Annotated in this window: 19 protein-coding genes and 2 pseudogenes; 6 read left to right on the forward strand and 15 right to left on the reverse strand. The window is 70.5% G+C overall.

From position 1 onward, the window contains the following. Positions 1 to 165: 165 nt before the first annotated feature. The 10 genes from ACIPTO_RS40505 to ACIPTO_RS40550 form a co-directional block, all read right to left on the reverse strand. On the reverse strand, positions 166 to 1515 hold the full coding sequence (locus ACIPTO_RS40505; RefSeq protein WP_401200386.1) for a cation:proton antiporter: 1350 nt from the start codon (positions 1513 to 1515) through the stop codon (positions 166 to 168). A gap of 96 nt (positions 1516 to 1611) precedes the next feature. Beyond that, complete coding sequence (locus ACIPTO_RS40510) at positions 1612 to 8070, reverse strand: SDR family NAD(P)-dependent oxidoreductase (RefSeq protein WP_401200389.1); 6459 nt, start codon at positions 8068 to 8070, stop codon at positions 1612 to 1614. Between the two features lie 29 nt (positions 8071 to 8099). Continuing rightward, positions 8100 to 9143 (reverse strand): ketoacyl-ACP synthase III family protein, encoded by a 1044-nt coding sequence (locus ACIPTO_RS40515; RefSeq protein ID WP_401200392.1) that lies wholly within the window; start codon positions 9141 to 9143, stop codon positions 8100 to 8102. A gap of 216 nt (positions 9144 to 9359) precedes the next feature. Next, positions 9360 to 10019, reverse strand: a complete 660-nt coding sequence (locus ACIPTO_RS40520; RefSeq protein ID WP_401200395.1) for an HAD family hydrolase — start codon at positions 10017 to 10019, stop codon at positions 9360 to 9362. A gap of 14 nt (positions 10020 to 10033) precedes the next feature. Then, positions 10034 to 11383 (reverse strand): NAD(P)/FAD-dependent oxidoreductase, encoded by a 1350-nt coding sequence (locus tag ACIPTO_RS40525; protein ID WP_401200398.1) that lies wholly within the window; start codon positions 11381 to 11383, stop codon positions 10034 to 10036. Positions 11384 to 11407: 24 nt separating this feature from the next. Next, positions 11408 to 11686, reverse strand: coding sequence for an acyl carrier protein (locus tag ACIPTO_RS40530; protein ID WP_401200400.1), 279 nt, complete (start codon positions 11684 to 11686; stop codon positions 11408 to 11410). 20 nt (positions 11687 to 11706) lie between these two features. After that, positions 11707 to 12426, reverse strand: a complete 720-nt coding sequence (locus ACIPTO_RS40535; RefSeq protein ID WP_401200403.1) for a class I SAM-dependent methyltransferase — start codon at positions 12424 to 12426, stop codon at positions 11707 to 11709. After that, a complete protein-coding gene (locus tag ACIPTO_RS40540) occupies positions 12423 to 13856 on the reverse strand; it encodes an amino acid adenylation domain-containing protein (RefSeq protein ID WP_401200406.1) in 1434 nt (477 codons plus the stop codon). Before ACIPTO_RS40540 ends, ACIPTO_RS40535 begins: the two co-directional genes overlap by 4 nt. Continuing rightward, a complete protein-coding gene (locus ACIPTO_RS40545) occupies positions 13853 to 14992 on the reverse strand; it encodes an acyl-CoA dehydrogenase family protein (RefSeq protein ID WP_401200409.1) in 1140 nt (379 codons plus the stop codon). Before ACIPTO_RS40545 ends, ACIPTO_RS40540 begins: the two co-directional genes overlap by 4 nt. 10 nt (positions 14993 to 15002) lie before the next feature. Then, positions 15003 to 16136 (reverse strand): ketoacyl-ACP synthase III family protein, encoded by a 1134-nt coding sequence (locus ACIPTO_RS40550; protein ID WP_401200412.1) that lies wholly within the window; start codon positions 16134 to 16136, stop codon positions 15003 to 15005. Between the two features lie 409 nt (positions 16137 to 16545). On the opposite strand from ACIPTO_RS40550, the pseudogene ACIPTO_RS40555 reads away from it, so the two are divergent. Next, a pseudogene (locus ACIPTO_RS40555) lies at positions 16546 to 16923 on the forward strand (transposase); the annotation flags it as partial. Positions 16924 to 17035: 112 nt separating this feature from the next. Here ACIPTO_RS40555 and ACIPTO_RS40560 read toward each other — a convergent pair. Continuing rightward, positions 17036 to 18856 (reverse strand): FtsX-like permease family protein, encoded by a 1821-nt coding sequence (locus ACIPTO_RS40560; RefSeq protein ID WP_401200414.1) that lies wholly within the window; start codon positions 18854 to 18856, stop codon positions 17036 to 17038. Next, positions 18856 to 19608 (reverse strand): ABC transporter ATP-binding protein, encoded by a 753-nt coding sequence (locus ACIPTO_RS40565; RefSeq protein ID WP_401200417.1) that lies wholly within the window; start codon positions 19606 to 19608, stop codon positions 18856 to 18858. Before ACIPTO_RS40565 ends, ACIPTO_RS40560 begins: the two co-directional genes overlap by 1 nt. 120 nt (positions 19609 to 19728) lie before the next feature. Between ACIPTO_RS40565 and ACIPTO_RS40570 the strand changes: the two genes are divergently transcribed. Next, complete coding sequence (locus ACIPTO_RS40570) at positions 19729 to 20100, forward strand: hypothetical protein (protein WP_401200419.1); 372 nt, start codon at positions 19729 to 19731, stop codon at positions 20098 to 20100. Between the two features lie 2 nt (positions 20101 to 20102). Here ACIPTO_RS40570 and ACIPTO_RS40575 read toward each other — a convergent pair whose 3' ends face one another. Together ACIPTO_RS40575 and ACIPTO_RS40580 are read right to left on the reverse strand one after the other, a co-directional pair. Further along, entirely contained in the window at positions 20103 to 20453 is a 351-nt protein-coding gene (locus tag ACIPTO_RS40575; RefSeq protein WP_401200422.1) for a hypothetical protein, read from the reverse strand. Positions 20454 to 20720: 267 nt separating this feature from the next. Further along, on the reverse strand, positions 20721 to 21344 hold the full coding sequence (locus ACIPTO_RS40580; protein WP_401200425.1) for a TetR/AcrR family transcriptional regulator: 624 nt from the start codon (positions 21342 to 21344) through the stop codon (positions 20721 to 20723). Positions 21345 to 21501: 157 nt separating this feature from the next. Here ACIPTO_RS40580 and ACIPTO_RS40585 point away from each other — a divergent pair, with 157 nt between their 5' ends. The 4 genes from ACIPTO_RS40585 (at position 21502) to ACIPTO_RS40600 (ending at position 26337) form a co-directional block, all read left to right on the forward strand. Further along, entirely contained in the window at positions 21502 to 24078 is a 2577-nt protein-coding gene (locus tag ACIPTO_RS40585; protein ID WP_401200428.1) for an amino acid permease, read from the forward strand. Between the two features lie 51 nt (positions 24079 to 24129). Next, a complete protein-coding gene (locus tag ACIPTO_RS40590) occupies positions 24130 to 25464 on the forward strand; it encodes an NAD-dependent succinate-semialdehyde dehydrogenase (RefSeq protein ID WP_401200430.1) in 1335 nt (444 codons plus the stop codon). 256 nt (positions 25465 to 25720) lie between these two features. After that, positions 25721 to 25960: a hypothetical protein gene (locus ACIPTO_RS40595; RefSeq protein WP_401200433.1), complete on the forward strand. Its 240-nt coding sequence runs from the start codon at positions 25721 to 25723 to the stop codon at positions 25958 to 25960. Further along, the gene (locus ACIPTO_RS40600; protein WP_137302991.1) at positions 25960 to 26337 is read left to right on the forward strand and encodes a fic family toxin-antitoxin system, toxin component; all 378 of its coding nucleotides are present in this window, start codon (positions 25960 to 25962) and stop codon (positions 26335 to 26337) included. Before ACIPTO_RS40595 ends, ACIPTO_RS40600 begins: the two co-directional genes overlap by 1 nt. A gap of 115 nt (positions 26338 to 26452) precedes the next feature. On the opposite strand, the pseudogene ACIPTO_RS40605 reads toward ACIPTO_RS40600, so the two are convergent. Next, positions 26453 to 26743: pseudogene (locus ACIPTO_RS40605) on the reverse strand (IS30 family transposase); the annotation flags it as partial. Positions 26744 to 26795: the final 52 nt, after the last annotated feature.

Raw genomic sequence — 26795 nt, forward strand, 5'->3', positions numbered from 1 at the left:
GTGCACAACGAATGCGTGAGAGCCGATCGGTCCACGATGCCCCGCGCTGAACTGGGACTCAAGCCCCGGAGAACGTAAGCCAGTTCTCTGCGGGCCCTAGCTGCACGCGACGATTGAGAAGGCCGGCATCCTCATGCTTCAGCCCGAGGACCAAGCCACCGCCGGCTACGACTTTCGCGGCCACGGAGTCGCCTCGGTGCCGGTCTCCGGAGCCCGGGAGGAGCCCGGCTGGGCGTTCGGAGTCCTCCCGTTGTCGGCGCGGGGTTCGGCCGGCGCCCCCTCGGCGGCCACGGTCGGCCGGCGGAGCGGGCGGATCAGCGGTCCCGTGGCCGCCGTCGTCACGAGGGCCATGATGATGAGCAGCGCGTACAGGCGCGGCCCGATCAGTCCGGCTTGCAACCCCACGTTCAGGACGATGAGTTCCGTGAGGCCCCGTGTGTTGAGCAGTACCCCGACCAGTACCGAGTCCCGCCACGGCAGCCGGGCACCGCGTCGGGCCGACAGTGACCCGGCGGCCACCTTGCCGGCCACCGCGGCGACGCACAGTGCGAGAAGCAACAACACGTCGGAGAGGCGGAGTTCCCTGAGCTGGACCGACAAGCCCGAGACGGTGAAGAACACGGGCAGCAGCAGGCTTCCGGTCTCCTGAAGCGGGCGCAGCACCCGGCTGTCGGGAATTCCGTCGCGCTGACGGGGCATGACGACACCGGCCAACAGCGCGCCGAAGATCACATGCAGCCCTAGGGCGTTGGTCGCCCACGCGGACGCCAGGGTCAGCGCGGTGGCGACGGGTACGGGATCGGTCAGTAACGAGCCCGGCCGGCTCATCCACCACGCCAGCAGCCGTCGTACGGCGAAGACCATCACCAGTACGTAGGCCATCAGCAGCCCCGTCCTGGTGAGCCAGGCACCCAGGGAATCCCGTCCGTCACCGATCAGACAGACCGCGAGGACGGGCCAGCTCAACAGGTCGATGACGCCGGCGGCAGCCATCGCGATGGTGGCGGGCCGGCTGCCGGCGAGCCCCTGGTCCCTGATGATGCTGGCCAGTACGGGCACCGCCGTGATCGAGAGGGCGACCGCCATGTAGAGGGTGAAGTTCGCGTCGACCGGTCGGCCGCCGTTGACGGAACGGAACGCCCCGGGGAGGAGTACGACGAGACCGGCTCCCATCACCATCGGCAGGGCGAAGCCGCTCAGCGAGACGGTGGTCACCGCGCGGCGCTGACGGAGCTGACCGAGGTCGAGTTCGTAGCCGACGGCGAACAGGAAGAGCGCCAGGGCTACTTGGGCCAGTGCCGTCAGGACCGGCTTGATCTCCTCCGGGAACAACGCCGCGTAGATGCCGTGCGGCGCCAGTCCCAGCAGGCTCGGGCCAAGCGCTATTCCTGCGAGCAACTGCCCTATGACCGGAGGCTGTCGGAGTCGGCGTGCCAGTGCGCCCAAGGCCCAGGAGGCGGTGATCACCAGTGCCAGGGCCGCGAGGACGTGCGTGACGAGTGAGTCGGTGTCCACCGGTTCTCTTTTCCTTGTCTCGCTGTTCGGCGCATCGGCGGATGCTCTGTGCGCGGAGGGCTCGTACGGTGCGTCGGCGAGGTCGCCGCGCCGCACTCACTCCGGCGGGGCGGCGGCGAGCAGATGATCCGTCAGTTCCCGGAGTGTCGTCCGGCTGAGGATCTTGCCGACCGGCAGCAGCACGCCGTGTGAGCGCTGCACTTCCTGCCGCAGCTGAGCGGCCATCAGCGAGTCGAGGCCCTGGCTGGTCAGGTCCAGCTCCGGGTCGAGGTGGTCGGCGTCGACGCGCAGGATGGCGGCGATTCCGTTCCTGAACAGTGCCGACCGGTCGGCGGTCGGCATCGATGCGTCCGGTGTCCGGTGTGCGGTGTCGTCCGGACCGGCGGTCCGCGTCGCACCATTCGTCTCGCTGGCGGTGGCCTCTCCCTCCTGCGGCGTCGGCGTGGTCGTCCGGTCGACGAGTACCGGTGCGGTGGGCATCGTCCTGTGCCCACGCGGTGGAGTGGGCTGGGCGACGGCTACCGAGGGGGTCCCCGCCCCATCCACCACGTCCCGGAGGAACGGGGACGCGGCCGCCGCCGGATAAGTGGCTCGCCATTCCGCCCAGTCCACCGGCATGACCAGCGTGTCCCCGCTGCCGGTGGCCAGAAGATGGTCCAGGGCCGCGAGTCCGGCCGCGGACGTGAACGCGGTCATGCCGCGGGGGATCAGGTTCCGGCCGAGTCGCGCGCCGGCCCGCGCAGCCATGCCCCGGTCGCTCCAGAAGCCCCAGTTGACCGACAGCGCCGCACGGCCCTGGCGGCGGCGTGCGCGGGCGAGGGCGTCGAGGCCCGCGTTGGCGGCCGCCGCCGCGGCGACGTGCGGTGAGGCCAGGAGAGCGTTTCCGGAGGAGAACAGGACGAAGTGATCGAGGCTGTCCTCGAAGATCCGGTCGAGGACCCGGCCGCCCTCCAGCTTGGGACGGAGCACGGCCGCCAGATCCCGCAGCGTGGTCTCGCCGATCGGCTTGTAGAAGAACACGCCGGCCGTGTGGAAGACGCCCCGTACCGCCGGGTGGCCGGTGCTGCGGCGATGTTCGACCAGACGTCGCATCGACCGTTCGTCCGCCGCGTCCACCGGGGCGTACTGCACCTCGACACCCTGACCGCGCAGCTCCTCCAGCAGGGCGGCCGCATCGCTTCCCGAGGTGGACGCCGTACCCGGCAGGGAGCGGCCGGTGAGCAGCAGGTGCCGGGCGCCGCGCAGGACGAGCCAGCGGGACAGCTCGGAGCCGATGCCGCCGGCGCCGCCGGTCACCAGATAGGTGGCGTCGGGCCGCATCAGTGTCGGTGCGGGTGCCTCCGCCCGAGGTGTCGAAAGAGGGGTCCGAGGTGACCCCAGGTCCACGAGCACCCGGCCGGTGTGCCGGGCCGCGCGCATGTCGTCGAACGCCGGACCGACCGCGTCCAGTGGGTACAACTCGGCGGGCAGCGGCGGGAGTTCACCTGCCGCCACCAAGCGCAGTACCCGGTCGAGCAGCGCTCCCGCCCGCTCGGGACGCTCGCGGCAGAAGGCATCGATGTCGAGCACCTGGACGGAGGAGCCGTGCGGCAGCCCGCGCGGGTCTGTCGGACGCTCCGCAGCCGGATTCGGTTCGGCCAACTCCACGTAGCGCCCGTACGGGGCGAGCATGCTCATGTTCTGGTCGACGGCCTCACCCGTCAGCGAGTTGAGGATGACGTCCATGCCCGTGCCGTGCGTCCTGGCCAGCAGAGGACCGGCGAAGTCGCCCCGGGAGTCGGCCACATGGGCCACGCCCATCGCTCGCAGCAGGGCCCTTCGCCGGTCGCTGCCGGCGGTCGCGTGGATCTCGGCGCCGCGCCACCGTGCCACTTGGAGCGCGGCGAGGCCCACGCCGGTCGTGGCCGAGTGGATGAGAACCTTCTCGCCCGCGCGCAACGCGGCGAGTTCGACCAGGCCGTACCACGCCGTCAGGTAGGGGATCGGCACGGTGGCGGCCTCGGCGAGGCTCAGGGAGCCGGGCAGCCGGTGGGTCAGCCGACGATCGGCGAAGACCTGTGTGCCCAGGCCCTGTTGCGTGATGGCCACCACTCGGTCGCCCACGGACACGCCCCTGACCGCGGCGCCGACGGCCGTCACCGTGCCGGACGTCTCCCGGCCCGGCAGGCCGTCGTCGTGCGCGGAGCGGGACGCGGCCGCCCGGAGGACGTCGCGGAAGCCGACCGCGCTGTAGGCCGCGGCGATCCGCACCTCGTCGGCGGTCGGCTCCCGCGTCGTGGACACCGCACGTGCCGGATGCACGGCGTGGCCGCGGCCCGGCACCACCCCGGTGACCTCGTCAGGGCGGGGTGTCGGCGCTACGCGGTGAAGGCGGAGGACGTGGCGACCGTCCGCGCGGAGCGCGATCTGGTCCTCGTCCCGGTCGCCGACCGTGATCTCCTGGGCCAGCGCCTCGGTCTGCTCCGCGCCCCGCGCCGGATCCACGTCGATGAGGGTGTGCGGGACGGCGGACAGTTCGCTCGCCGTCGTGCGTCCGAAGCCCCATACGGCGGACTGTTCCGGGTCCGGTGCTCGGTCCGTGTCCACCACCGTCTCCGCGCCCCGGGTCACGAGGACGAGCCGGGGGAGGGGTGCCTCCCACCGGGCCGTGGACATGGCCCGCTCCAGCAGCAGTGCGCTCCCGAGGCCCAGCGGAACGTCGACGAACGACCGTGACGTCCGCAGGCTCCACAGATGGACGACGGCCGCGATGCCTCCGGGCCGGTCGCGTCCGGCCTCGCGCAGCAGCCGGGCGTAGTCGTCGAGACGGGACGGGTCGATGCGGTAGGTCCCGTCGTCGTCGCGCCCGTACCGCTCTCCGGGGCGTACGGCGATCCGCGCGCCCCGTGCCGGGGCCAGTCGGGGCCCGAACTCCTCGTCCTCGAAGACCAGCCAGGCGCCCGCGGCCGGTTCAGGAGCGGGCGTGGGCGGGGGTGCGGGAAGCCAGCGGGGTCGGTAGAGCCAGTCGGTGAGCGGGCCGGGGTCCTCCTGCCGTACCAGCCAGCGGATGCGCAGACCGCGGAACTCGGCCAGCAGTGTGCCCTGTTCGTCGCGGACGGAGACGTCACCGCTGAAGGACTCGGCCGTCAGGTCTCGTCGTACCACGTGGCTGTGCAGGGTCCCGGTGAGAGGTCCGTGGAGGCGGAAGGCGTCCAGGGAACCCAGGACGAACGCGTACTGGTCGCCGGGTTCGGACGTGTCGGGCAGAGTCGCCGCGAGGACCTGCCCGCAGGCGTCGAGAACCGCCGGGTGGGCGTGGTGGCGCCCACCGCCGGACAGCTCGGACAGGCCCGGCGGGACAGTGATCTCGGCGAGTGCCTCCCCCTCGCCGCACCACACCCGGCCGACGCCCCGGAACACGCCGTGCCAGTCGTTGCCGCGGGCGGCGAACCGGCGGTAGAACTCGGTGCCGGCAAGAGGGTGGGGCGCGCGTTCCGCGATGCGCCGGGGTGTCTCCTCGGGGACGTCGAGCAGGCGGGTGCCCTCGGAGATCTTCTCGACCCGGGCGTGCGCGTGCCGGGTCCACCCGGTGCCGTCGTAGGTGGAGACGTCGAACGCCCAGGCCCGGCCGTCCGGTCGGAGCGTCACCCGCAGCGTCGGCGGAGCGTCCGGGGCGAGGAAGAGCGCCTTCTCGTAGCGGACGTCCGTGACGACGGCCTCGGCTCCGACGGCCTCGGCGGCGGCCACCGCCAGTTCCAGGTAGGCGGTGCCGGGCAGGATGACCATTCCCTGCACCTGGTGGTCCAGGAGGTAGGCGCTGCGGTCCAGGTCGACCGGCCCTTCCCAGCGGTGGGCACCGTCGTCCAGGACCGTGTGCGTGCCGAGGAGCGGGTGTCCGGCCCGGATGTCCGTCGGGGTCGTCCCGGCGGGCGGTGCGAACCAGAACTCGGTGCGCTGCCAGGGGTGGCCGGGCAGGGGCACGTACGCGGCCGGGTCGTCGAACAAGGCGTCGAGACGTATCGGGCACCCGGCCTGGTGGAGCTGTCCGACCGAGGTCAGCAGGGCGGTCCGCTCATCGGTGCCGCGCAGCAGCGACGGCACCACCTGGTCGCCGGTGCGCTCTGCGGGCAGGCACTCCTTCACCGCCCCGCCGAGGATCGGGTGCGGGCTGATCTCGACGACGGCCGCCGCCTCGCAGCCGGCGGTCTCGGCCTCGACGGCCGCGTGGAAGCGGACCTCGTCGCGGAGATTGCGCACCCAGTAGTCGGCGTCCAGTTCCGCGCCGGTCAGCAGGTCTCCGGTCACCGTCGAGCGCAGCGGAGTCGCGCCCGCGCGCGGGCGGACCGACTCCAGTGCGGTGCGCAGGGTGTCCAGCAGGGGATCGACGTGGGCGCTGTGCGAGGCCACGTCCACCTTGACGACCCGGGTGAGCACCTCCCGCCGCGTCAGCGCGTCGAGCAGCTTCTCCACCGCCGGGGTGCTGCCCGAGACGATGGTGCGCCGCGGACTGTTGCTCACCGCGACGTCCACGTCCGGTACACCGGCGAGTTCCCGGCGCAGTTCGTCGGCGGGCAGGTCCACCGAGGCCATGGTCCCGGTACCGGCGATCGTCCTGAGCAGCGCGCTGCGACGGCAGATCACCGCGGCGCCGTCGGCGAGGGTCAGCGCGCCCGCGGCGCAGGCGGCGGCGACCTCGCCCATGCTGTGGCCGATCACCACATCGGGCGTGACTCCCCACGACCGCCACAGCGCGGCGAGACCGACCTCGACCGCCCACAGCAGTGGCTGCACGACGTCGATGGTCCAGGCCGCCTCGTCGCCGGTGGTCAGCTGCTCGATCACGGACCAGCCGCGTTCGGCCCGGACATGCCGGTCGCACTCCTCGACGGCCTCCCGGAACACTGCCGAGGTGCGCAGCAGACCGCGCCCCATCCCGGCCCACTGCGAGCCCTGCCCGGGAAACACGAAGACGGTCTTCCAGCGCGCGGCGCTTCTGGCGGCGACGATCGGTCGGCCGTCGCGCAACTGCCGTACGGCCTGGTCGTGTTCGGTGGCCAGTACGGTCATGCGGTGCCGGTGATGGGTGCTGCGGGCCAGGGTGCTGAAACCGAGGTCGCGCAGCGTGTGCCGGCGGCCCTCTCCGTCGGGTCCGAGGAAGTCGGCGTAGGCGGCGGCGAGTCGGCGCAGCGCCGTGGGTGTCCGGGCGGACAGGGCGAGCAGGTGCGGACCGGGTGCGTCGGTCCGCGGTGGCACGGGCACGGGGCGGTGCTCGCCGAGGACGACGTGGGCGTTGGTTCCGGAGATGCCGAACGAGCTGACGGCCGCGTACCGTACGGCGCCTTCCCCGCCCCATTCGCGGGTGGCCTGCGGGATCTCCAGCGCCATGCCGTCCCAGTCCACGGCGTCGGTCAGCCGGCCGCTGTGCAGAGCGGGCGGGACGACGCCGTGCGCCACGCACAGGGCCGCCCTGATGAGCGCCGCGATCCCGGCCGCCGCCTCGGTGTGCCCGATGTTCGTCTTCACGGAACCGACCAGCAGGGGGTCCGCTGCCGTGCGGCCCGCGCCGGTGCCGTAGACCGCGTCCAGGGCGCGGAGTTCGATCGGGTCGCCGGTAGGGGTGCCGGTGCCGTGCGCCTCCACGAAGCCCACAGCGCGCGGGTCCACGCCGCCGCGCGCGCAGGCGTGCCGCATCGTGTCGATCTGGCCGGTCTGCGAGGGCGTCATCAGATACCCGCTGCTGCGGCCCTCGTTCTCGACGGCCGAGCCGTGGATGACCGCGTGGATCCGGTCGCCGTCCGCCTCGGCCCGGGCGAGTGTCTTGAGGACGACGACACCGACACCGTCGCTGCGCACGAAGCCGTCGGCGTCGTCGGCGCCGAACTTGCACCGGCCGTCCGCGGACAACATGTCCGCCTGGGAGAACGTGATGCTCTCCTCCGGCGTGAGCACCAGGTTGACGCCCGCGGCCAGGGCGAGGGTCGCCTCCCCGGCACGCAGCGCGGCGCACGCCTGGTGCACGGCCACCAGCGAGGACGAGCAGGCGGTGTCGACGGACGTGCTCGGGCCCCGGAGGTCGAAGAAGAACGACAGACGGCCGGACAGGACGCTGCGTGACGTGCCGGTGTTGGCGTAGATGTCCAGCGCCCCGGCCGCCCGCAGCAGATCCCAGTACTCGGCGGTCCGCTGCCCGACGACGACCGCCGTCGGACTGCCCGCCAGCCGGTCCAAGGCCAGCCCGGCGTCCTGCACGGCCGCCGCGGCGGTCTGCAGGAGCAGCCGCTGCTGCGGATCCATGTGACTCGCCTCGCGCCCGGAGATCCCGAAGTAGGCCGCGTCGAAGCCCCGGATGTCGGGCAGGAAGCCGCCCCGGCGGCTCACGATCCGTCCGGGGGTGCGGGGTCGCGGATCGTAGAAGGCGTCGATGGGGAAGCGGTCGGGCGGGACGTCCGACGTGGCGTCCACGCCGTCGAGCTGCATCCGCCAGAACGCGGAGACGCCGTCGGCGCCGGGGAACTCGCATGCCATCCCTACGATGGCGATCGGCTGCGGAGCGGCCTGGTCCTGCTGAGCCGTCACGCGGCACCTCCTGTCGGCGTCGTCAATCCCTAGATCCAGGACGGCAGTTCGGTGAGGGTGAGAACCGCGGCCGCGGCCGACCAGCCCGGGGCGCCGCCGAACAGGAGCACGTGGTCGCCCGCGTCGAGGTGTCCGGTGCGCAGCAGATGGTCCAGGGCGATGAACTGGTCGCTGGACGAGGCGTGTCCGATCCCGCAGCCGAACTCCCACTGCGACTGCGCGACGTCCAGGCCGAGCGGCTCCATGACGCAGTTGCGGGTGGTCGCCTCGTCACCGTTGGGCACCAGCACCCAGCGCAGATCGGCGGCCTTGACCCCGGCCTCGTCCAGCGCGGCCTGCGCCGTCTCCGAACAGGCCTTCGCTATGCCGTCGCCGACGCTCATCCCGCCGACCTCGCGCACCCGCTCGTTGAACTGCTGGGCGCGCTCCACGGTGTCAATTCGGCGGCCCGTGGAACCGGTGGGCGGGAACAGGGGTTCGTCGCCGCGCGCCATCGCCTCGAACTCCGGGTAGACCCGGGAGACGACCGCGTCGACACGGGCGAAGCCACTCCGCGAGCTGATCACGACGGAACTGGCCGCGTCGGCGGCGATCACCCCCATCGGCCCGCTGTCCCACCGGTTGAACAGGGGCGAGTTGAAGTTGTCCGCCGTGGTCAGGAGGATGTCCGGCCGGCGGTCCGACTGCAACGGCAGCAGCCCGGCGGCCAGTTCGAGACCGGCGAGCATGCTGTTGCACCCGTTGCGGATCTCGGTGCCGGTGGCCCCCGTGATGCCCAGCTCCCGCATGACGAAGGCGGTCGGCGACCACATCTCGGGGCCCTGGTAGAACGTCGAGCCGTGCAGCACCGTACCGATCGCGGCGGCCCCGCCGGCGGAGTGGCCCAGCGCGGTGCGCGCGGCGCGTACGGCCATCTCGGGTGGTGAGTCCGGCCCGGCGACCAGCACACCGCGCAGCCCGCTCTCCGCGAAGACCGTGGCGTCGTACAGACCCGCGGCGACCGCCTCGGATGCGGGGAAGGCGTCGGGCTGCCAGCAGCCGAGCCCGCTGAGGAACATGCCGGCCGGCTTCACGCGGGCCTCCTGGTGACGTGTCCGCGGGACGCGGCCCGCTCCGAGCGCGGGGGCCGGGCTCTGTTCACGGCGATGCACCACTTTCTGCGGTGGAGGGATCGGACGGGAGCGGCGGCTGCGACTCCTGGTCGTACGGCGTGTCGGGAAGCTGTGGACGGGCGGCGGCACCTCGCTGTGCCCGCCGCCCCGTGAGCCTCGGTTCGAGAGCGTCCCTCCTCATCCGGCTGCCCGATGACCGGTGCGCGGTGCGGCCTCCGAGCCCACCAGGCGCGCGAGGCGCCCCACGGTCAGCCCGGTCAGGCCCGGTACGGCGAGGGCGACCGGTTCCGCTGTCGCCGTGACCGCGACCGTGACGCAGCCCGCGGCCCGTCCCGACCGGAGCCCGGTGGACGAGTCCTCGACGACGGCGCACCGACCCGGCGCGAGGCCCAGTCGGGCGGCGGCCGTGAGGTACGCCTCCGGGTGCGGTTTCGGGTGCCGTACCTCGTCACCCGCCACGGTCACCGTGAACACGGCCGGGCCCAGCGAGGGCAGCACGGCGTCCACCATCGCCCGGTACGAGGACGACACCAGCGCACACGGAACGTGAGCCCGCCGCAGCTCCCCGAGCAGCGCGACGGCACCGGGCAGCGGAGTGATCCCGCGCCGCAATCGGTGGAGCATGCGGGCACTGACGCGGGCGTAGAGGTCCCGCTCGGGCATCGGCGTCCGCATGAGGCCGGTCAGCCGGGCCAGGTTCGCGGCGACGTCACGGCCCCGCAGTTCCTCCGGCCGCAGGGCGCTCGCCGGTACCCCGGACGCGGCGAGCACCTCCGACAGCGCGTCCAGCAGGAGGACCTCGGTGTCGACGAGGGTTCCGTCCATGTCGAACAGCACCGCCCACGGCGCGGTCAGAACAGGGCCCGGGAGCTGAGGGACACTTTCATCTTTCCCAGCAGCGGGTGCCAGAGATGGTCGGGGTCGGCCTCCACGGCGGCGATGAAGTCACGCATCGCGGTCAGCGCGGCCGGCTCCTGCTCGTCGTAGACGTCGCCCTGGAGCAGTTTCAGGACGTCGATGCGGTAGCGGGGATCCTGGACGAAGGCGGTGAACAGGATGTTGAGGCGGTAGTAGATGGAGATGAACTCGTACCAACTCGACACACCGCGCCGCAACTTGGTCACGTAGGTGTCGAACCGGGAGGCCTTGAAGTCGCCGGCCTCGGCGGCGGCGATGATGTCGGCGCAGGCCAGCCGGGCGCTGTTCATCGCGACGCTGACCCCGCTGGAGAAGATCGGGTCGACGAACCGTGCGGCGTCGCCGACCATCACCATCCCGTCGTCGCACACCTTGGTCATGCCGTAGCTGTAGTCGCCCTCGGCCTTGAAGGGCCGGACCCGCTCGGCCTTCTTCAGCGCGTCGTGCAGCAGCGGCCTGCTGGCCACCGAGTCCCAGAAGAACCCTTCGAGATCGTCCTTGCCCTCCCGGAACCGCGCCTTCTGGGTGACGACGCCGACCGAGGTGATCGTGTCGGTGATGGGGATCTGCCACACCCAGGTGTCACTGAGCGGCAGGAAGTGGATGAAGATGTACTCGGCCTGGTTCCGGTCGTTCGACAGGGCCTCCCGGTCCAGTCCCTCGAACCAGCTGTGCACGGCGTACTGGTTGAACACCGGATCGGGCACCTTGACCTTCAACTGCCGCCCCAGCAGGGTGCCGCGTCCGCTGGCGTCCACGACCATCCGCACCGGCACCTCGGCGGTCGTCCCGCCCAGCCCGACCCGCAGCACGGGCCGCGCGCTGTCCGCGAAGTCCACGCCTCGTACCCGCACCCCGGAGAACACCTTCGCCCCCAGGCTCTCCGCGTGCTTGAGCAGGATGTGGTCGAACCGGCCGCGGTCGACGTGGAAGGTGTAGTCGCGGTCCACGCCCAACTGGTCGCGTTCGTTGAACAGCACGTCGGCTGCCCCGAGACCGTGGTCGTGGACCTGGAAGCCGAGCGGGTCCACGTCGTCCGCGTTCGCCGAGGTCCAGGCGGCGCCGTACTTGCGGGGAAAACCCGCCGCCTCGATCTTGTCCATGGCGCCGATTTCCAGGAGCACGGGTGTGGTCGCCGGCACCAGGGACTCACCCACGTGCTCGCGAGGGAAGAACTCGCTGTCGAAGACGGCGACCGACAGCCCCGCCCTGGCCAGATAGGAGGCGGCGGTGGAACCGGCCGGGCCGCCGCCGATGATGCCGATGTCGTAGTCGTACGTCATCCGTGCTCCTGTCAGCGCGAGGTGTCAGAGGGAGGCGGTCTGCGAACGGAGCAGCAGGATCAGGTCGGTGATCGACTCCAGCGAGCGGAAGTGCTCACCGGTCATGTGCACCGGTGGCACCCGCACGCCGTACGCGGTGCGGATGTGCGCCAGCAGACGAGCGGTGCGCACCGAATCCAGAATCCCTGTCTCCAGCAGCGGGCTGGTGGCGGTGATCTGGTGGGACGGCACACCCGTGGCGAGTTCGTCCGTCACATAGCGGAGCAGGTCGTCGAGCAGCGTCACGCGGTCAAGGTCCGTCATGGTTGCGGTTCCTCCGGGTGTCAGGGCCGTGCCGACGCACGCGCCACGACGTACCTCGTCGGCAGCTCCAGCGGCTGCCCGTCGGAGGTGCGCTCCGTGGTGTGCAGGGAGATGTCGTCATCGGCGAGGACGTCGAATCCGTTTCCTTCCAACAGCAGCCGCAGCCGCCCGTCGTCGGCGGGGGCGATACGGGCGCCGAAGTCGAAGTGGGCGGCCAGCCCGGCCGTCTTGGGCAACTGGGCTCCTCGGGCGAGGAGTTCGGCCACGTACCAGCCGGTGTGCTCGGTCAGCTCCTGGGCGAAGAGGACGCCTCGCCCGCCGAGCAGCAGCCGGATCGTCGCCAGCATGATCGTCCGGTCGTCCGGGGTGAGCTGGTGCAGCACCCCGCGCATGTAGACGTTGGCGTCGCCGAACTCCCTGTGCAGGGCCGTCACGGTGTCCGTGTCGAGCAGGTCGGCGCGGCGGTAGACGATGTTGGGCGCCGGGTGGGTGGCGGCGGCCAGTTCCACGGCAGCGTCCGCGATGTCCAGGCCGACGACCCGCCCGAAGTGGCCCGCCAGCCACCGCGTCTGCCGTCCGCTGCCGCATCCGAGATCGATCAGTGGCAGCGAGGGATCGGTGTGGTCCTGGAACAGCGGCAGATGCCGGGCGGCGGTCAGCCGGGGCGAGGAGTCCCAGAGGGCGGCGCCGGGCTCGGTGGGCAGCGTCGACCAGAAGGCGTCCCAGACCGCGCCCGTCATACGACCGCCCCCTGCGCCACCAGGCTGCGGAGCGCGGCGCGGTCGACCTTGCCGTTCGCGGTGCGGGGAAACCCGCTGACCGTATGCAGCGCGTCGATGGCCATGTACGGCGGCAGCAGGTCGTAGCAGTGCCGTCGCAGCTGCGCGAACTCGGGAGCGTGTCCGGTCTCGGGGATCACCACCGCGTGCAGCCGGACGTCGAGGCCGCTGCCCACCACGAGCACCACCGCGTCCCGCACCGCCTCGTGCGTCACCAGCACGCCGCTCACCTCGGCCGGCTCGACCCGGTGACCGCGGACCTTCGCCATGTCGTCGATCCGACCCCGGTACTCCAGCCGGCCGTCGGCGTCGTACCGGCCGAGGTCACCGGTACGGTACGGCCCGGTCTGCGGCTGTCGACCCCAGTAGCCGAGCATGACGGTCGGGCCGTCGACCACGATCTCTCCGGCCTCCAGCGACACCGCGTCCCCCGCGACGGGTGACCCGATCGGGATGTCCGTGGTGCGGGTGAGATCCGCGGCCGTCACCTCGTACGAGGTGCACACGTTGGTCTCCGTCGGGCCGTACCAGTTGAGCATGCGGACGTCCGGCCAGGCGCGCCGCAGGTCTTTGAGCGTCTTCAGTGGAAAGCGTTCACCGGCGAAGACACAGGCTCGCAGCGCCCCCGGTCCGCGCTCCAGCAACTCGCCGTACTCGGCCATGAGGACCAGGGCGGACGGCACCGAGTACCAGACGGTGATCCGGCTCTCCAGCAGGAAGTCGACCAGCGGCTCCGCGGCCCGCGCGAGGGTCTCTCCGACGAGGTGCACCGAGGCGCCGGCCCGGAAGGCTGCGTAGAGGTCGAAGACGGACAGGTCGAAGCCGAACGAGGCGTGGTTCGCCAGCCGGTCGGCCGCCGTCAGGCGCAGCTCCCCGCAGGCCCAGTCGACGAAGGCGAGCGCGCCGCCGTGGCTCACACAGACGCCCTTGGGCCGTCCCGTGGACCCCGAGGTGTAGAGGATGTACGCCGGGTCGGCGGGCCGGACCGGATGGTGAGCCGCGGCCGGGCCGTTGTCCCACTCCGGGAAGAGGTCCCCGCAGGGAACGTGGACGGCGCCGGCGATGTGCTCGTCGTGGTCGGTGACGACGAGGACCGGGCGGGCGTCCGCCGCGATCTGGGCGACCCGTCGTGCCGGGTTGCCGCGTGGCACCGGGACGTGGATCGCACCGCACCGCAGCACCGCCTGGGCCACGGCCACCGATGCGACCGTCTTGTCCGTCCACACCAGGACGCGGTCTCCCGGCCGGACCCCGTGGGCGCGCAGGGCGGCGAGACAGCGGTCGGCACGCGTGTCCAGCTCGCCGTAGCTGAGGCTGTCGGTGAGGTCGCGGACCGCGAGGGCGTCCGGAGTCCGGGCGGCAGCGTCGGCCACCGGGCGGTAGAGGCTCACAGTCCCATCTCCCGGGCTATCAGCTGCCGTTGGATGGCTGAGGTGCCGGAGAAGGTGGTGGCGGGGGCGGCGTCGCGCACCTCCTCCTCGATCCCGGATTCCGCCAGGAAGGCGCGGCCTCCGAAGAGCCGGGCGGTGTCCAACGAGGTGGCGACAGCGGCCTCGGAGACCGCCAGCTTCGCCAACGCGACCCACAGGTCGGGGTCCTGGCCGGCGTCGATCTCGGTGCAGGCGCGGTAGAGCAGGAGTCGTCCGCTCTCCAGCCGCAGCCGCATGTCCGCCAGCCGGTCCGCGACGGGCTGGAGGTCGGCCAGACGTTTCCCGAACTGCCGACGCTGCCGGACGTGTTGGAGACTCCGTCGGATGAGACGTTCCTGCTGTCCCAGGTAGATCGCGAAGAGACAGGAACGCTCCCACCGCATGGACGTCCCGAACACCACCTGCCCCTGGCCCGGTCTGCCGAGGACGCGGTCGTCCGGTACGAAGCAGCGGTCGAACCGCACCTCACCGGCTTGGCAGGAGGCCAGGGCGGATTTCCGTAAGGGCTCTCCCGCGAACAGCCCGGGGGAGTCGCGGTCCACCGCGAACGCGGTGGTGCCGAAGTAGCCGGCGTCCGGGTCCGTCGTCGCGTAGGTGACGTAGACGTCGGCGATCGGGCCGTTGCTGACGAAGCTCTTGACGCCGTCGAGGAGATACCCGCCGTCGACCCGGGTGGCCGTGGTCGCGAGCCGGGAGACGTCCGATCCGGCGTCGGGCTCCGTCATGGCGTTGCCCGCCGTCAGTTCGCCCGAACACAGCGTGGGCAGCAGGGCCTTGCGCGTCTGCGGGAGCGAGAACTCCAGCACCGGCATGACACAGGCGAACAGATGGGCCGCGGCGGCGAACAGCAGTCCGGTGTCCGCACCGCCGTCGCTCGCACCCTCGTACAGCAGGGCCGTGTCGAGAGCACCCAATCCCTGGCCGCCGTGTTCTTCCGGGACGGCCGCGCCCAATAGCCCGACAGTGCCCAGATTCTTCCAGGTGTCCTTGTGTGATCCTGGTAATCCGTCGCCGATCCTCGGGGCGGAAAGTCCTTGCGCGGCCATCTTGATGCGATCGATTCGTTCCTGTTGTTCAGCGCTCAGGCTGAAATCCATGAGTCGCCTTTCATGAAACGACGGCCGACGGGGCAGCGGACCAGTGCGGGGTCTCGGTGATCTCGATCACCGCGCACGCGATATTCAGTCCTGGCCCCACTCCGAGCATCAGGAAATGGTCCCCGCCGCGCAGTTCACCGGAGAGCAGAAGCTGTTCCAGGGCGACCATCTGATCGCTGGCACCGATATGGCCGACGGTACGCCCTTGTTCCCATGTCGAAAGGGACATCGGCAGCCCCAGCGGAATCATCGCGCGACCCTCGACGCGTTCCCGGGAACCGTTCGCATAGGCGACGCGGGAGATGTCGTCCATCGTGATGCCGGCTTCGGCGAGCGTGCGGCTGACGAGCTCGTCCTGCGCCGCCACGAGCTTCAGCGGACCCGCTGGATCCCGGTCCGGTCCGTCCAGCCAGCGGTCCTTGGAATCGCCGAAGTCGAGCCTGCCGGGTCGGCCCGCTCCGGGCGGGAACAGCGGCTCGGGTCCGCGGTGCATGGCCTCGTACTCGGGGAGGGTGACGGCGTTGACGGACTTGAGCCGGGCGAAGCCCGCACGGCGGCTCAGCACCACGGCGGAGCCGGCGTCGCCCATGACGAAGTGCGGACTGAAACGCCAGCGTTCCAGCAGGTCGGAGGTGAAGTTGTCGCCGGAAGTGAGCAGCGCCGCCTCGTGCTCGGGGGAGGCCATGAGGTGCGCCGCCGCGAGTTCCAGCGCGGAGAACATGCCCATGCAGCCCTGCCTGACCTCGGCCGCGGTCGCCTGTCCGGCGCCCGTGTGCCGCTGCACGTAGTACTGCGGACACCAGCCGTGCGGCCCCTGGTACCAGACGCTGACGTAGAGCAGCAGGCTGAGGGAAGCGGCACTCTGCCCGGCCCGTTCGAGGGCCTCTCGGCAGGCCCGCACCGCCAGCTCCGGCGCCGGCACCTCGCCGGCGACGGTGACACTGGTGATCCCGTACTGCTCCGCCGCGGTCCGGTCGATCAGGTCCCGCTCGACCGCCCATCCGATGGGAACCCGGTCGGGAAGACAGGACCCCAGACCGCTGATCAGCACATCGGAAACCTTCATGAACGACCCCGGAATCTCTCGTGCGCCTATCGTGGCGAATTTCTGGAAGATGCGACGGGGTCGCCTGTCCCCGTCCATCGTGACAACGTTTTCCCGCTTCGCGAGAGTGCGCGTGGATCTTCCGGTGAGGGAAAAGGGGAGGAGGGGAGAGGAGAATGGAAGGGTTCGCGAAGAAACTATCCCATCGCGGGAGACTCCATTTGAGTGATCAATTTCCCGGGAGGCGCGCCGTGCTGTTCGAGGAAGTGGACGGACTCTTCTGAGCGTCGAACCGCTCATGCGCCAAACCCTTGGATGCCGCCTAGTTGAGGTGGCGGAGTGAAATTCCTCGAGTAAGGCTGCCCTCCGTTTCCGTGTGTGTCAAGACGCGGAGGAGGAGGCAGAGAAAGGAGGGAACGCTGATGCCGACAGTCGGGGCGCAGCCCCGGAGGGACGTCGCCGCTGCCCGAACAGGGGGAATCCGGCACCGTCGGCGCCATCAGCAGCCTTAAGGGAGTTGGTGCGACGCCAGGAAGGCCGCAGCGCCGCCACGTCCGCCGGCGTGATCGACGCACAGGGCGTGAAGACCTCCACCAGTGTTCCCGCGCGGAGTGAGGGCATCGATGCGGGCAAGAAGATCGTGGGCCGCAAACGCATCATCATCACCGACACCCGCGGCCTCCTGCTGGCAGTCCTGGTCACGGTAGCGGGCGTCCAGGACTCCACGGCCGGCCGGACCCTCCTGGAACAGGCCGCCGCCGACCACCCCCGCCTGCGCAAGGTCTGGGTCGACGGCGGCTACCGCAAACACCTCGTCGAGCACGCCGCCACCCTCGGCATCGACCTCGAAATCGTCCAACGCACCCCCGGGACAAGGCGATTCACCTGTCGAGTGCATGGCCTGGGAGGTGGACCTGCGTTGTCGACGGGTCGACAGCGATCACCGGTCGCCTTCGAGAACGCCACTTGAGTTCGGATGCTTCGACACTGAACAGTCTCTACTCGCGGATGCCCGCCAGAGAGATCGGCGACGGCCGCGTCATACTCAGACTCGTCCACACGCTGGTCGTACCGACGACGATGAACGCGCCAAGGACCGTCCACCAGAACATGGCCCACGGAACGACCAGTGTGCCGGCGACACCACTGATACCGATGAGTGCGGCGAGCGACGCGAACCAGCCCAGGACCAGGCCGGTGACGGTTACGGCGGACGATTCCAGCAGCGCCGCGGTGACGATCTGTCCGCGACTGAACCCGGTGAGCCTGGCCACGGCGAACTCGCGTCGGCGTTCCCCGGCGGCGATGACGATCGCGTTGATCAAGGCGATCACGGCGTACAGGGCCGCCAGGCCCATGATGGCTTTCATCGTCCCCGTGTTGAGGGTGTCCTGCGCCGAGTCGCTCCGTGCGATCCAGTCGTCCACGGTCGACACCGGCCCGGGCAGTCTGGCGGCGACTGAGGCGGCGTCCGCACCGGGCGCGAGACGGATGATGGACCGTGCGGCCCCGAGGGCGGCCGGCGGAACCAGGGTGCGGGGCAGGATGTACTCCGGTCCGCCGTTCAGCTTCGGCGGCAGCACTCCGACCACGCGCAGGGCCAGGTCGCGGCCCCCGACCCTGATACGCGCCGTGGAACCCAGCGTCCCGCCTGCCACGACGACGGCGTCACCGTGCAGGTCGGCGTACGATCCCGAGCGCAGGTCGAGGTGATGTGCCCTCGGGTAGGCGTCCGCGTCGACCGCGAGCGCCTCGGCGTCGTCGGTGTCCGTGTCCGTGTCGCCTCCGTAGTGGGAGACGGTCGTGGCCTTCACCTCAAGGGTGTACTCGGTCGAGACGTCCGCGACCCCCGGGGTTCCGGCGGCCACCGGCCCGGAGGCCACGAGGTCCCCGCGTATGTCCTCGGTCAACTGGTGGTGCGCGCCCGCGGAAAGCGAGTCGAAGGTGCCGGCCAGCCCGATCATGAGGGCGACCAGGATGAGCAGGGGCTCGGCGGTGGAGGCGCTGCGGCGGACGCCGTCACGCAGGTTGGCCCGCGCGAGCCTGCCAGGGAGTGTGGGGCCCGCGAAGCTTCCCGTGATCCGCCCGATGTGGGGCACCACTGCCGGACTGAGCGCGTTGAGACCGAGGGCTACTGCGAGCATGGCGTTGATCGACAGGGGAATCGCGCCATTCGGACTGTCGACCGCGACGCCGATCGACATGAGGATCACACCGATGGCGAGCAGCAGGACACCCAGCAGCCAGCGTGAGACCGTCATGACCTTCGCGGCCTCGCCCGTTTCCCGCAGCGCTTCCAGCGGGCGCACACGCGAAGCCCTGCGGGACGCCGCGAGCACTCCGGCCTCCGCGACTCCGATGCCGATGCCCGCTCCGACGTAGAGGATCCAGCCGTGCCAGGCCGCGCCGAACGAGTCGGGCAGGAAGTCCAGGCTCGCGAGCAGGGCCGTCTGTGCCGTCATCACCAGCAGTCCGGCGGGGACTCCCAGGACGGTGCCCACGAGGCCGAGCAGCAGCGCTTCGCACAGCAGCAGCCGCCTCACCTGGCCGCGGCTGCCGCCGATGAGTCGCAGCAGGGCCAGGTCACGGCGGCGCTGAGCGATGGTGAAGGCGAACGTCGAGCTGACAATGAAGACAGCGAGAAACGTGGAGACACCCAACGACAGCCCCAGGATGGCGATGGCCTCCCCATACTTGCCGGCGGAGACGACGATCAGCAGCGAGGACTGCACGATCGCGACCCCGAGGGCAACGGTGATCACGGCGCCGATGAACAACGGCCAGCGCTCACGGAACGTCGCCAAGGAGAGCGTGAACATCAGGCCTCCAAAGCCGCGAGCCGAGTGGCGACTTCACCGGCGGACAACCCACGGACGTGGTCCACGATGCGACCGTCGCTGAGGAAGACGACCGAGTCGGCGCATGCCGCTGCCGCGGGATCGTGGGTGACCATGACGATCGTCTGCCGCGCGGCGTCGACCATCGACCGCAGGAGCTGGAGCACGGTCCGCGCGGACCGGGAGTCGAGAGCTCCGGTCGGTTCGTCGGCGAACAGCACCGCGGGGCGCGTGATCATGGCCCGGGCCACCGCGACACGTTGTTGCTGACCGCCGGAGAGTTCACGGGGCCGGTGACGTAGGCGGTCGCCGAGCCCCACGGTGGTGAGGATGGCCCGGGCGTCCTTGAGTGACACCTTTCGGCCCGCGAGCCGCAGCGGCAGGGCGACGTTCTGTTCGGCGGTGAGCGAGCCGACAAGGTTGAAGCTCTGAAAGACGAACCCGATGTCCCCGCGCCGCAGTTGGGTCAGTTCGCGTTCGGGGGCGGCGGCCAGATCACGGTCCCCGAAGATCACTTGCCCGGAGGTAGGGCGTTCCAGGCCGGCCGCGCAGTGCAGCAGGGTGGATTTGCCGGACCCGGAGGGCCCCATCACCGCCGTCCAGGTACCACGCGCGAAGCCGATGTCCACGCCGTCGAGTGCGCGTACCCGTGCCTGCTTGCTGCCGTATTCCCGCACGACCTGGCGCAGCGAGACAGCCGCGTCCTGGTCCACTCCGGGGATGATCGTCGTCATTTCTCGCCTTCCGTCGGTAGCGCACAAGCTACGAACGCCTGCGCTCCCGGACATCACCCCGTGGTGGACACCGCTTGTAGCTCGCGCGGGGGACAACCGCGTCCACGCCCGGCCGGGCACTTGGGCGCGGACTCCGAAGCCGGCGCCACGCTCGATGCGTTGTCACACGCATGGCGCGGCTTCGGTCCGGTCACCTCGAAGGTGGTGCCGACTCCCATGCCGGTGATCCATCCCGGTGACGTGGTGTTCGACGGTGAGTCGGCTCATGAGGGACGCTCGCACAGGGTGCTGTCGGCGAGGGACCGTTTCTCGGCGCGCTCGGTGACCATCGACAGGTATACCGAGGCGGTCCAGGTCATGCTGCGGTCACGCAGTCCGGCTCCGGTCATCGCGTCGAAGTTCTCGGCCATGCCGGCTCTCGCGCGGTTCGACAGCCCTTTCCTCGCCGCCGCGTTCCAGAAACAGCCGGCGGACCTGAACCTCGTCACCTGAAGTCATGGCCGCGATACGACCTCGCGCACCTTATGCAGCCGTTGCAGGGCTTCGGTTGGTTCGTAGAGCGCGATGAGGCGGGCGGCGGTGGAGGCGGCCAGGGCCATCACTCGTTCTTCCTGGGAGAGGAAGGAGAAGCGGTCGCCGCCGTCTCCGGCGAGTGCGTGGACGGCGGCGGCGACCGGTTCGGTCATGGGTACGGTCTTCAGCCAGGCGAGCCCGGCGGGCGGCATCACCGCGTGCCGGTGAACAGAGAACGCGGGATCCAGCATGACCGCGCCGGACAGGAGTCCGGAGGCCTGTTGCTCCATGTAGTCGGCGGCGAGTGGGGTGAGTGCCGGCGCGGCGGGCACGGTCCCGGTGAGTTAGGCGAGGGTCAGGTCGACCGCGGCGGTCTCCCCGGCGAGCTGGTCGGCGTCGGCGGGTCTGGTGTGCGTCGTCATACCCGGCCAACGACCATCTGCCCGGCCCCGATTCGGGTTGCAGGGAGTTGCATCCGCCGCCGACCCGTCAATGGCGCTCGCGCGTCTGCGCAGTCACTCCGAGGCCGGCATGCGGGAGAGCCGTTCTGGGTGCGGCAGGGGCGGTTGGCATCCAGTTCTCCGCGTCCGGACTGTTGCTCAGTCCGCGGTGAGGGCTCCTCGCTCCAGGCCGAGTTCGGCCTCGGCGACGGCACGCGGCATGTCCGCGATCGGCGCCCGACGCATCTCGGCGCTGGTGTTGATGTAGGCGCTGGCACCGTCGATGGCGACGAGAACTCGGCAGGCGGCCCCCCAGGGGTCGGCGCAACGGAAGACCTCAGCGGCTGCTCCGGCGGCGATGACTTCTTCGAGACGCCGGCACCACAGCAGTTCCTGGCTGACGACGTGCTCGCGCAGCACCGGACGGTAGCGCGAGAGGTGCCGGGCGTTGAGCCACAGTTGGCTGACGTCGTCGAACTCGGTACTGGAGATGAGGCCGAAGAAGCGGCGGAAGGTGTCGAGTGGGGCGCCTGTGCGCGGCGGCAGCAGGCCGTCGAGTTCGGTCATGGTGGCGTGGGAGAAGGCTTCGGCGACCAGGTCGTCGACTGCCCGGAAGTAGTGGCCGACCAGCCCGGGCTGGACGCCCAGTTCATCGGCGATCCGGCGCAGGGTGATGCATTCCAGGCCCTCGGTCAGCCCGATTCGTGCGGCCGTGGTGACGATCTCGGTGCGGCGTTCGGCCGGTGCCTTGCGGACGCGTTTTCCCGGAGCTCTTGACGTCATGGGGCGAATGCTATTGAGTGAGCGACCAATTAGGCAATTGGTCGCACGACCAATAGCGGTGTTCGGCCGGAAGCAGCTGCGCGGAGACGCGAACCGGCCAACGGGTGCACGGACATCAGCGGCCGCCGCGCCCGGCACGTCACTGTCAGGAGACCAGGTGAACGACTCCCTCACCGACGCCGGCGAACTCGCCGAGTACGGATACCAGCAAGAACTGAGACGGACGCTGTCAGCATGGGCCGTCTTCGCGATCGGATTCGCGACCATCTCGCCCGTGGTCGGCATCTACGCCGTCGTACAGCTCGGCTTCGTCTTCGCTGGCCCCGCATGGATCTGGGCGGTCGTCGTCGCCTTCCTCGGGCAACTGCTCGTCGCCGTGGTCTATGCCGAACTGTCCTCCCAATTCCCGGTCACCGGCGGGGTCTACCAATGGGGACGGCACCTGGCAGGACCCCGACTGGGCTGGCTCGTCGGCTGGATCTACCTCGCCGCGGCCATCGCATCCCTCACCACCGTGGCCTACCTGGGCGCAAGCTGGCTCTACCTGCTGTTCGCCGACGGCACGCCCTCGACCGCCCTCCATGTGCTGCTCGGCGTGGTCTTCGTCGCCGTGGCCCTCGGCATCAACCTGCTCGGAGTCGATCCGGTCAAGCACTTCCTCAACGCGGGAATCATCGCCGAGGGCGTCGCCTCCATCGCGGTCAGCCTGTTCCTGCTGGTCTTCGCCCACCACAACGGCTTCAGCACCTTGTTCCACACGCTCGGCGCCGAGAGCGCCTCCGGTGGATCGGCGACAGCCGGATTCCTGACCTGCGTCGCAGTGGCCGGCTGGGCCTTCCTGGGCTTCGACGCCACGACTCAGGTCGCCGAGGAGACCGAGCAGCCGCGGCGCAACGTGCCCCGGGCTCTGATGCGGGCATACCTCTTCGTCGCGTTCACCGTGCTGCTGACCGGGCTCGCGGTCACCCTCGCTCTCGAACGACCCGGCGACGCGGTCTCCGGCACGCTCACCGACCCCGTCTTCGAGGCGGTCACGGCAGGGCTGGGCGGCTGGAGCGAGAAGCCCTTCACCGTCGTCGTACTGATCGCCTTCTTTGCCTGCGCGATCTCCATCCAGACCTACATCGGCCGGGCCGTGTACGCCTTCGCCCGCGACCGCCAGCTGCCCTTCTCCTCCGTGCTGTCGACGGTCGGCCCCCGCCAGATCCCCTACGCCTCACTCATCGCGACAGCTGTCCTCGGCGCACTCGGCCTCCTGCTCGGGCTCAACGGCAACGCCGCCGCCACCCTGATCGCGTTCGGCTCCGGCGGGTTCTACTTCGTCTTCCTCGCCGTCGCCGTCGTCGCGCTCATCGCCCGGCTGACCGGCCGCTGGAACCCGGCGGGCGGGCACGTACGACTGGGCCGGGCAGGCCTGGCCGTCAACATCCTCGCGGTGCTGTGGCTGCTGTTCGAAGCAGTCAACATCGCCTGGCCGCGCACCGAACTGGCCCCTCCGGGCGGCAGCTGGGTGCAGGTCTGGGCCGTGGTCCTGGTCTTCTCCGTCCTGTTCGTCCTCGGCCTCGCCTACGTCCTGGCCGCCAAGCCTCACACCCGCCTGACCACCCCCCCGCACGGAAGAAGTGAAGTCCTCCTGATGTCCTCGCAACTCACCCCCGCCGTCGTCTTCGATCCCGTGACGGGACTGGACATGCGCGACGTCGCGGTGCGGCCCGCCGGTCCCGGCGAAGTCGAGATCGAGGTACGGGCAGCCGGAGTGTGCCACTCCGACCTGCACATCGTGTCCGGCGACTGGCCCGCCGACCGGCCACTGGTCCTCGGCCACGAGGCCGCCGGCGTGGTCACCGCCATCGGACCCGACATCACCTCCGTGCAGCCCGGCGACCATGTCGTCCTCAGCTGGTTCGCGCCGTGCCGCCGCTGCAACCGCTGCGCAGCCGGCCAGGCCTGGCTGTGCACCGGCACGAAGGCCCTCGCCAACACCCTGCCCAACGGCTCCACCCCCTTCACCGGTGCCGACGGCGCCGAAGTGTGGCCCTACCTCGGCCTCGGCGCATTCACCGGGCGACTGGTCGTCCCGGAAAGCGCAGCCGTGCGAGTACCGGACGAGCTCCCCTTCGACATCGGCGCACTGCTGGGCTGCTCGGTCACCACCGGCGTCGGCGCGGTGATGAACACCGCGGACGTGCGCCCAGGCCAGTCCGCCGTCGTGATCGGAACCGGCGGCGTAGGCCTCTCGGTAGTGGTGGGACTGCGGCTCCTCGGAGCTGACCCGATCGTCGCCGTGGACCTCTCCGCCGAACGCCTGGCCCTGGCCCGCCGGTTCGGTGCCACCCATACCCTCGACGGCGCCGAGGACGTCGCCGTCTGGTGCCAGGAGCACCTCGGCGGAGCGGACTACGCCTTCGAGGCCATCGGCAGCCCGAAGGTGATCGAGACGCTGCCGCGCATGCTGGCACCCGGCGGTGCCGCCGTCCTCGTCGGTATGACCCCCACCGGCTCCACCGGCTCCTTCGACCTCTTCGACCTCGCCGACCAGGGCAAACGCATCCTCGGCTGCAACTACGGATCCAGCGTCGGAGAGGTCGACATCCCGAAGCTGGCCCGCCTGTATCTGTCCGGCCTGCTCCCGCTGGACGAACTGGTCGGCAGGACACGGCCGTTGGCCGAGGCCGCCCAGGCCTTCGCCGACCTGAGGTCGAACACCGGAGCACGTACGGTCCTGAGGCCCTGACCTCCCTTTCGCTCCCACTGCACACCAGCACTTCCGTTTCCTGGAGGCACCATGTACGCCGTCACCGACCCCACCACCGGAGAGGTCGTCGAGACCTTCCCGACCGCCACCGACGCCGACGTGACCGCGGCCATCGACGCCGCCCATGCCGCAGGGAGCTGGGGTCGCACCAGCACAGTCGCCGAACGCGCCACGCTGCTGCGCCGCTTGGGCGACCTGCACGAAGCCCGCAGCGAAGAACTCGCGGCGAGCATCGTGCGCGAGATGGGCAAGCCCCTCGCCGAGGCGGAGGGCGAGGTCGGATTCTGCGCCGACATCTACCGCTACTACGCCGACCACGCCGAGGAATTCCTCGCCGACGAACCGATCGAGGTGACCTCCGGCACCGGCTCCGCCGTCATCCGGCGCGGCCCGGTGGGCCTCCTGCTCGGCATCATGCCGTGGAACTTCCCCGCCTACCAGGTGGCCCGGTTTGCCGCCCCCAACCTGGCTGCCGGCAACACCATCGTCCTCAAGCACGCACCGCAGAGTCCCGCCACCGCCGCGCTGCTGGAGCGGCTGTTCGCAGAGGCGGGCTTCCCGACGGGTGCGTACGTCAACGTGTACGCCACCAATGAGCAGATCGCAGACGTGATCGCCGACCCGCGGGTGCAGGGCATCTCGCTGACCGGCTCCGAACGGGCCGGCTCGGCCGTCGCCGAGATCGCCGGCCGTCATCTGAAGAAGGTCGTCCTGGAACTCGGCGGTTCCGACCCGTTCATCGTGCTGTCCACCAACGATCTGGACTCCGTCGTAGAAGCCGCGGTCGCCGCCCGGCTCGACAACACCGGTCAAGCCTGCAACGCGGCCAAGCGGTTCGTGGTGGTGTCGGAGCTCTACGACGCGTTCGTCGCGAAGTTCACGGCCCGGCTGCTCGATTCAGCCACCGGCGCGCCGCTGTCCTCGGCGGCCGCCGCCGAGAACCTCTCCCGGCAGGTCGCCCAGGCCGTCGCGGAAGGCGCCGTCCTGCACGGCTCCAGCGAGCGCCAGGGGGCGTTCTTCTCACCGGGTGTACTGACCGGGCTCACCACCGAGCATGCCGCTGCCCGCCAAGAGCTGTTCGGTCCCGTCGCCATGGTCTTCCCCGCCACGGACGAGGACGACGCGGTGCGGATCGCCAACGACACGCCGTACGGCCTGGGCTCCTACGTCTTCACCACCGACCCCGAACAGGCTGCCCGCGTCGCAGACCGGATCGAGGCCGGCATGGTCTTCGTGAACGGCGTCGGGGCAGAGGGCGCCGAGCTGCCCTTCGGCGGCGTGAAGCGCTCGGGTTTCGGCCGCGAGCTGGGCCGTCTCGGCATCGAGGAGTTCACCAACAGGAAGCTGATCCGCACGGTGTCCTGAACGGCCGGCTCGCCAGTCCGGAGTTGCGGTCGCCGTTCTGGCGGCCGGACTGGCGCACGAGCATAGGCCGTAGGCGACGGCGAAACCGTCCAACTCGGCGCCTGGCTTGCCAAAGCCCGCTCCAAACAGCGTGGCGGCCGGCTCCCCAAGGCGCACGCGAGACTGGTCGCCACACTTTTCGACGGCGACAGGACGGATGAGGCCACGCCTCCCGCGATTGCTCCCACAACCTGGTAACGACTGTTACCATGCCGATATGGCGAAGACACAGCTGGGCGCGCGGGTGGACGAAGGAGTGGCGGAACTCGCACGGAAGCGGGCCGCCGACCTGGGCCTGAGTATCGGCGACTACCTCGCCCGCCTGGTGCAGGACGACACCAGCGGCCTGCGCGACCGCGCAGTGGACGCGGCCGCCCGGTTCCTGGCCGAGCACCAGAACGTCTTCGATGACGCGGAAGACGCCCAGCAGCCCAAGCGGGGAGCGCACGCGGCTTGATGAACGTGCACATCGACGTTCCCTGGATCCTGCAGGTTGCCGAAGCCGCCGGAGCCGACGACCCGGCCCCTGACGACTACGGCGTCCCCGTCTGCGCGGTCGCACGCCACCGCGCAGACGTGTTCGAACAGCCCGTCTACGACGGCCCGTACGCCAAAGCCGCCGCCCTCGTTCACACCCTGGGCCGCTGCCGCTGGCTGGAACGCTCCAACATGGCCGTCGCCGCCGCCACCGGCGTCATGTACCTCGAAGCCGCAGGCATTCCCGTCAAGCCCGCCCGCGAGGACGCCGTCGCCCTCAAGGACCTCCTTCTGGACCCCGCCTGCACCGCCGGGAAGATCGCCGCGCTGCTGCGCACCTGGCCCACCGCCACCTGACAGTCGGCCCCGCCTGGTCCCGGCGGTGCTCTTCACCCCTGTCGTGACGCGGCGGCAGCGCGACTGACATCACCCCACCAAGCGGCAGATTCCAGTCATCGTCGCAACACGGTGATCATTCCAGTGTTGCGACGAGTTCAGCGAAGAGATTCGCGGGGGTGTTCCAGTTGAGGGTCTTGCGGGGACGGCTATTGAGTTCGGCGGCGCCGAAGGCGAGGTCTTCGGCGCCGAAGACGGACAGGCCGGTGCTCTTGGGGAAGTACTGGCGCAGCAGGCCGTTCGTGTTCTCGTTCGAGCCGCGTTGCCAGGGGCTGGCAGGTTCGCAGAAGCAGACGGGGCTGCCGGTGGCGCGGGTGAACTCGTCATGCCGGCTCATCTCGCTGCCCTGATCCCATGTCAACTGCTGACCCGCGGGGTGAACACGCTTACGCCCCGGCCCTCCACGACGGCCGGGGCGT

The sequence above is a fragment of the Streptomyces sp. NPDC090083 genome (assembly GCF_044747445.1).
GTDB lineage: Bacteria > Actinomycetota > Actinomycetes > Streptomycetales > Streptomycetaceae > Streptomyces.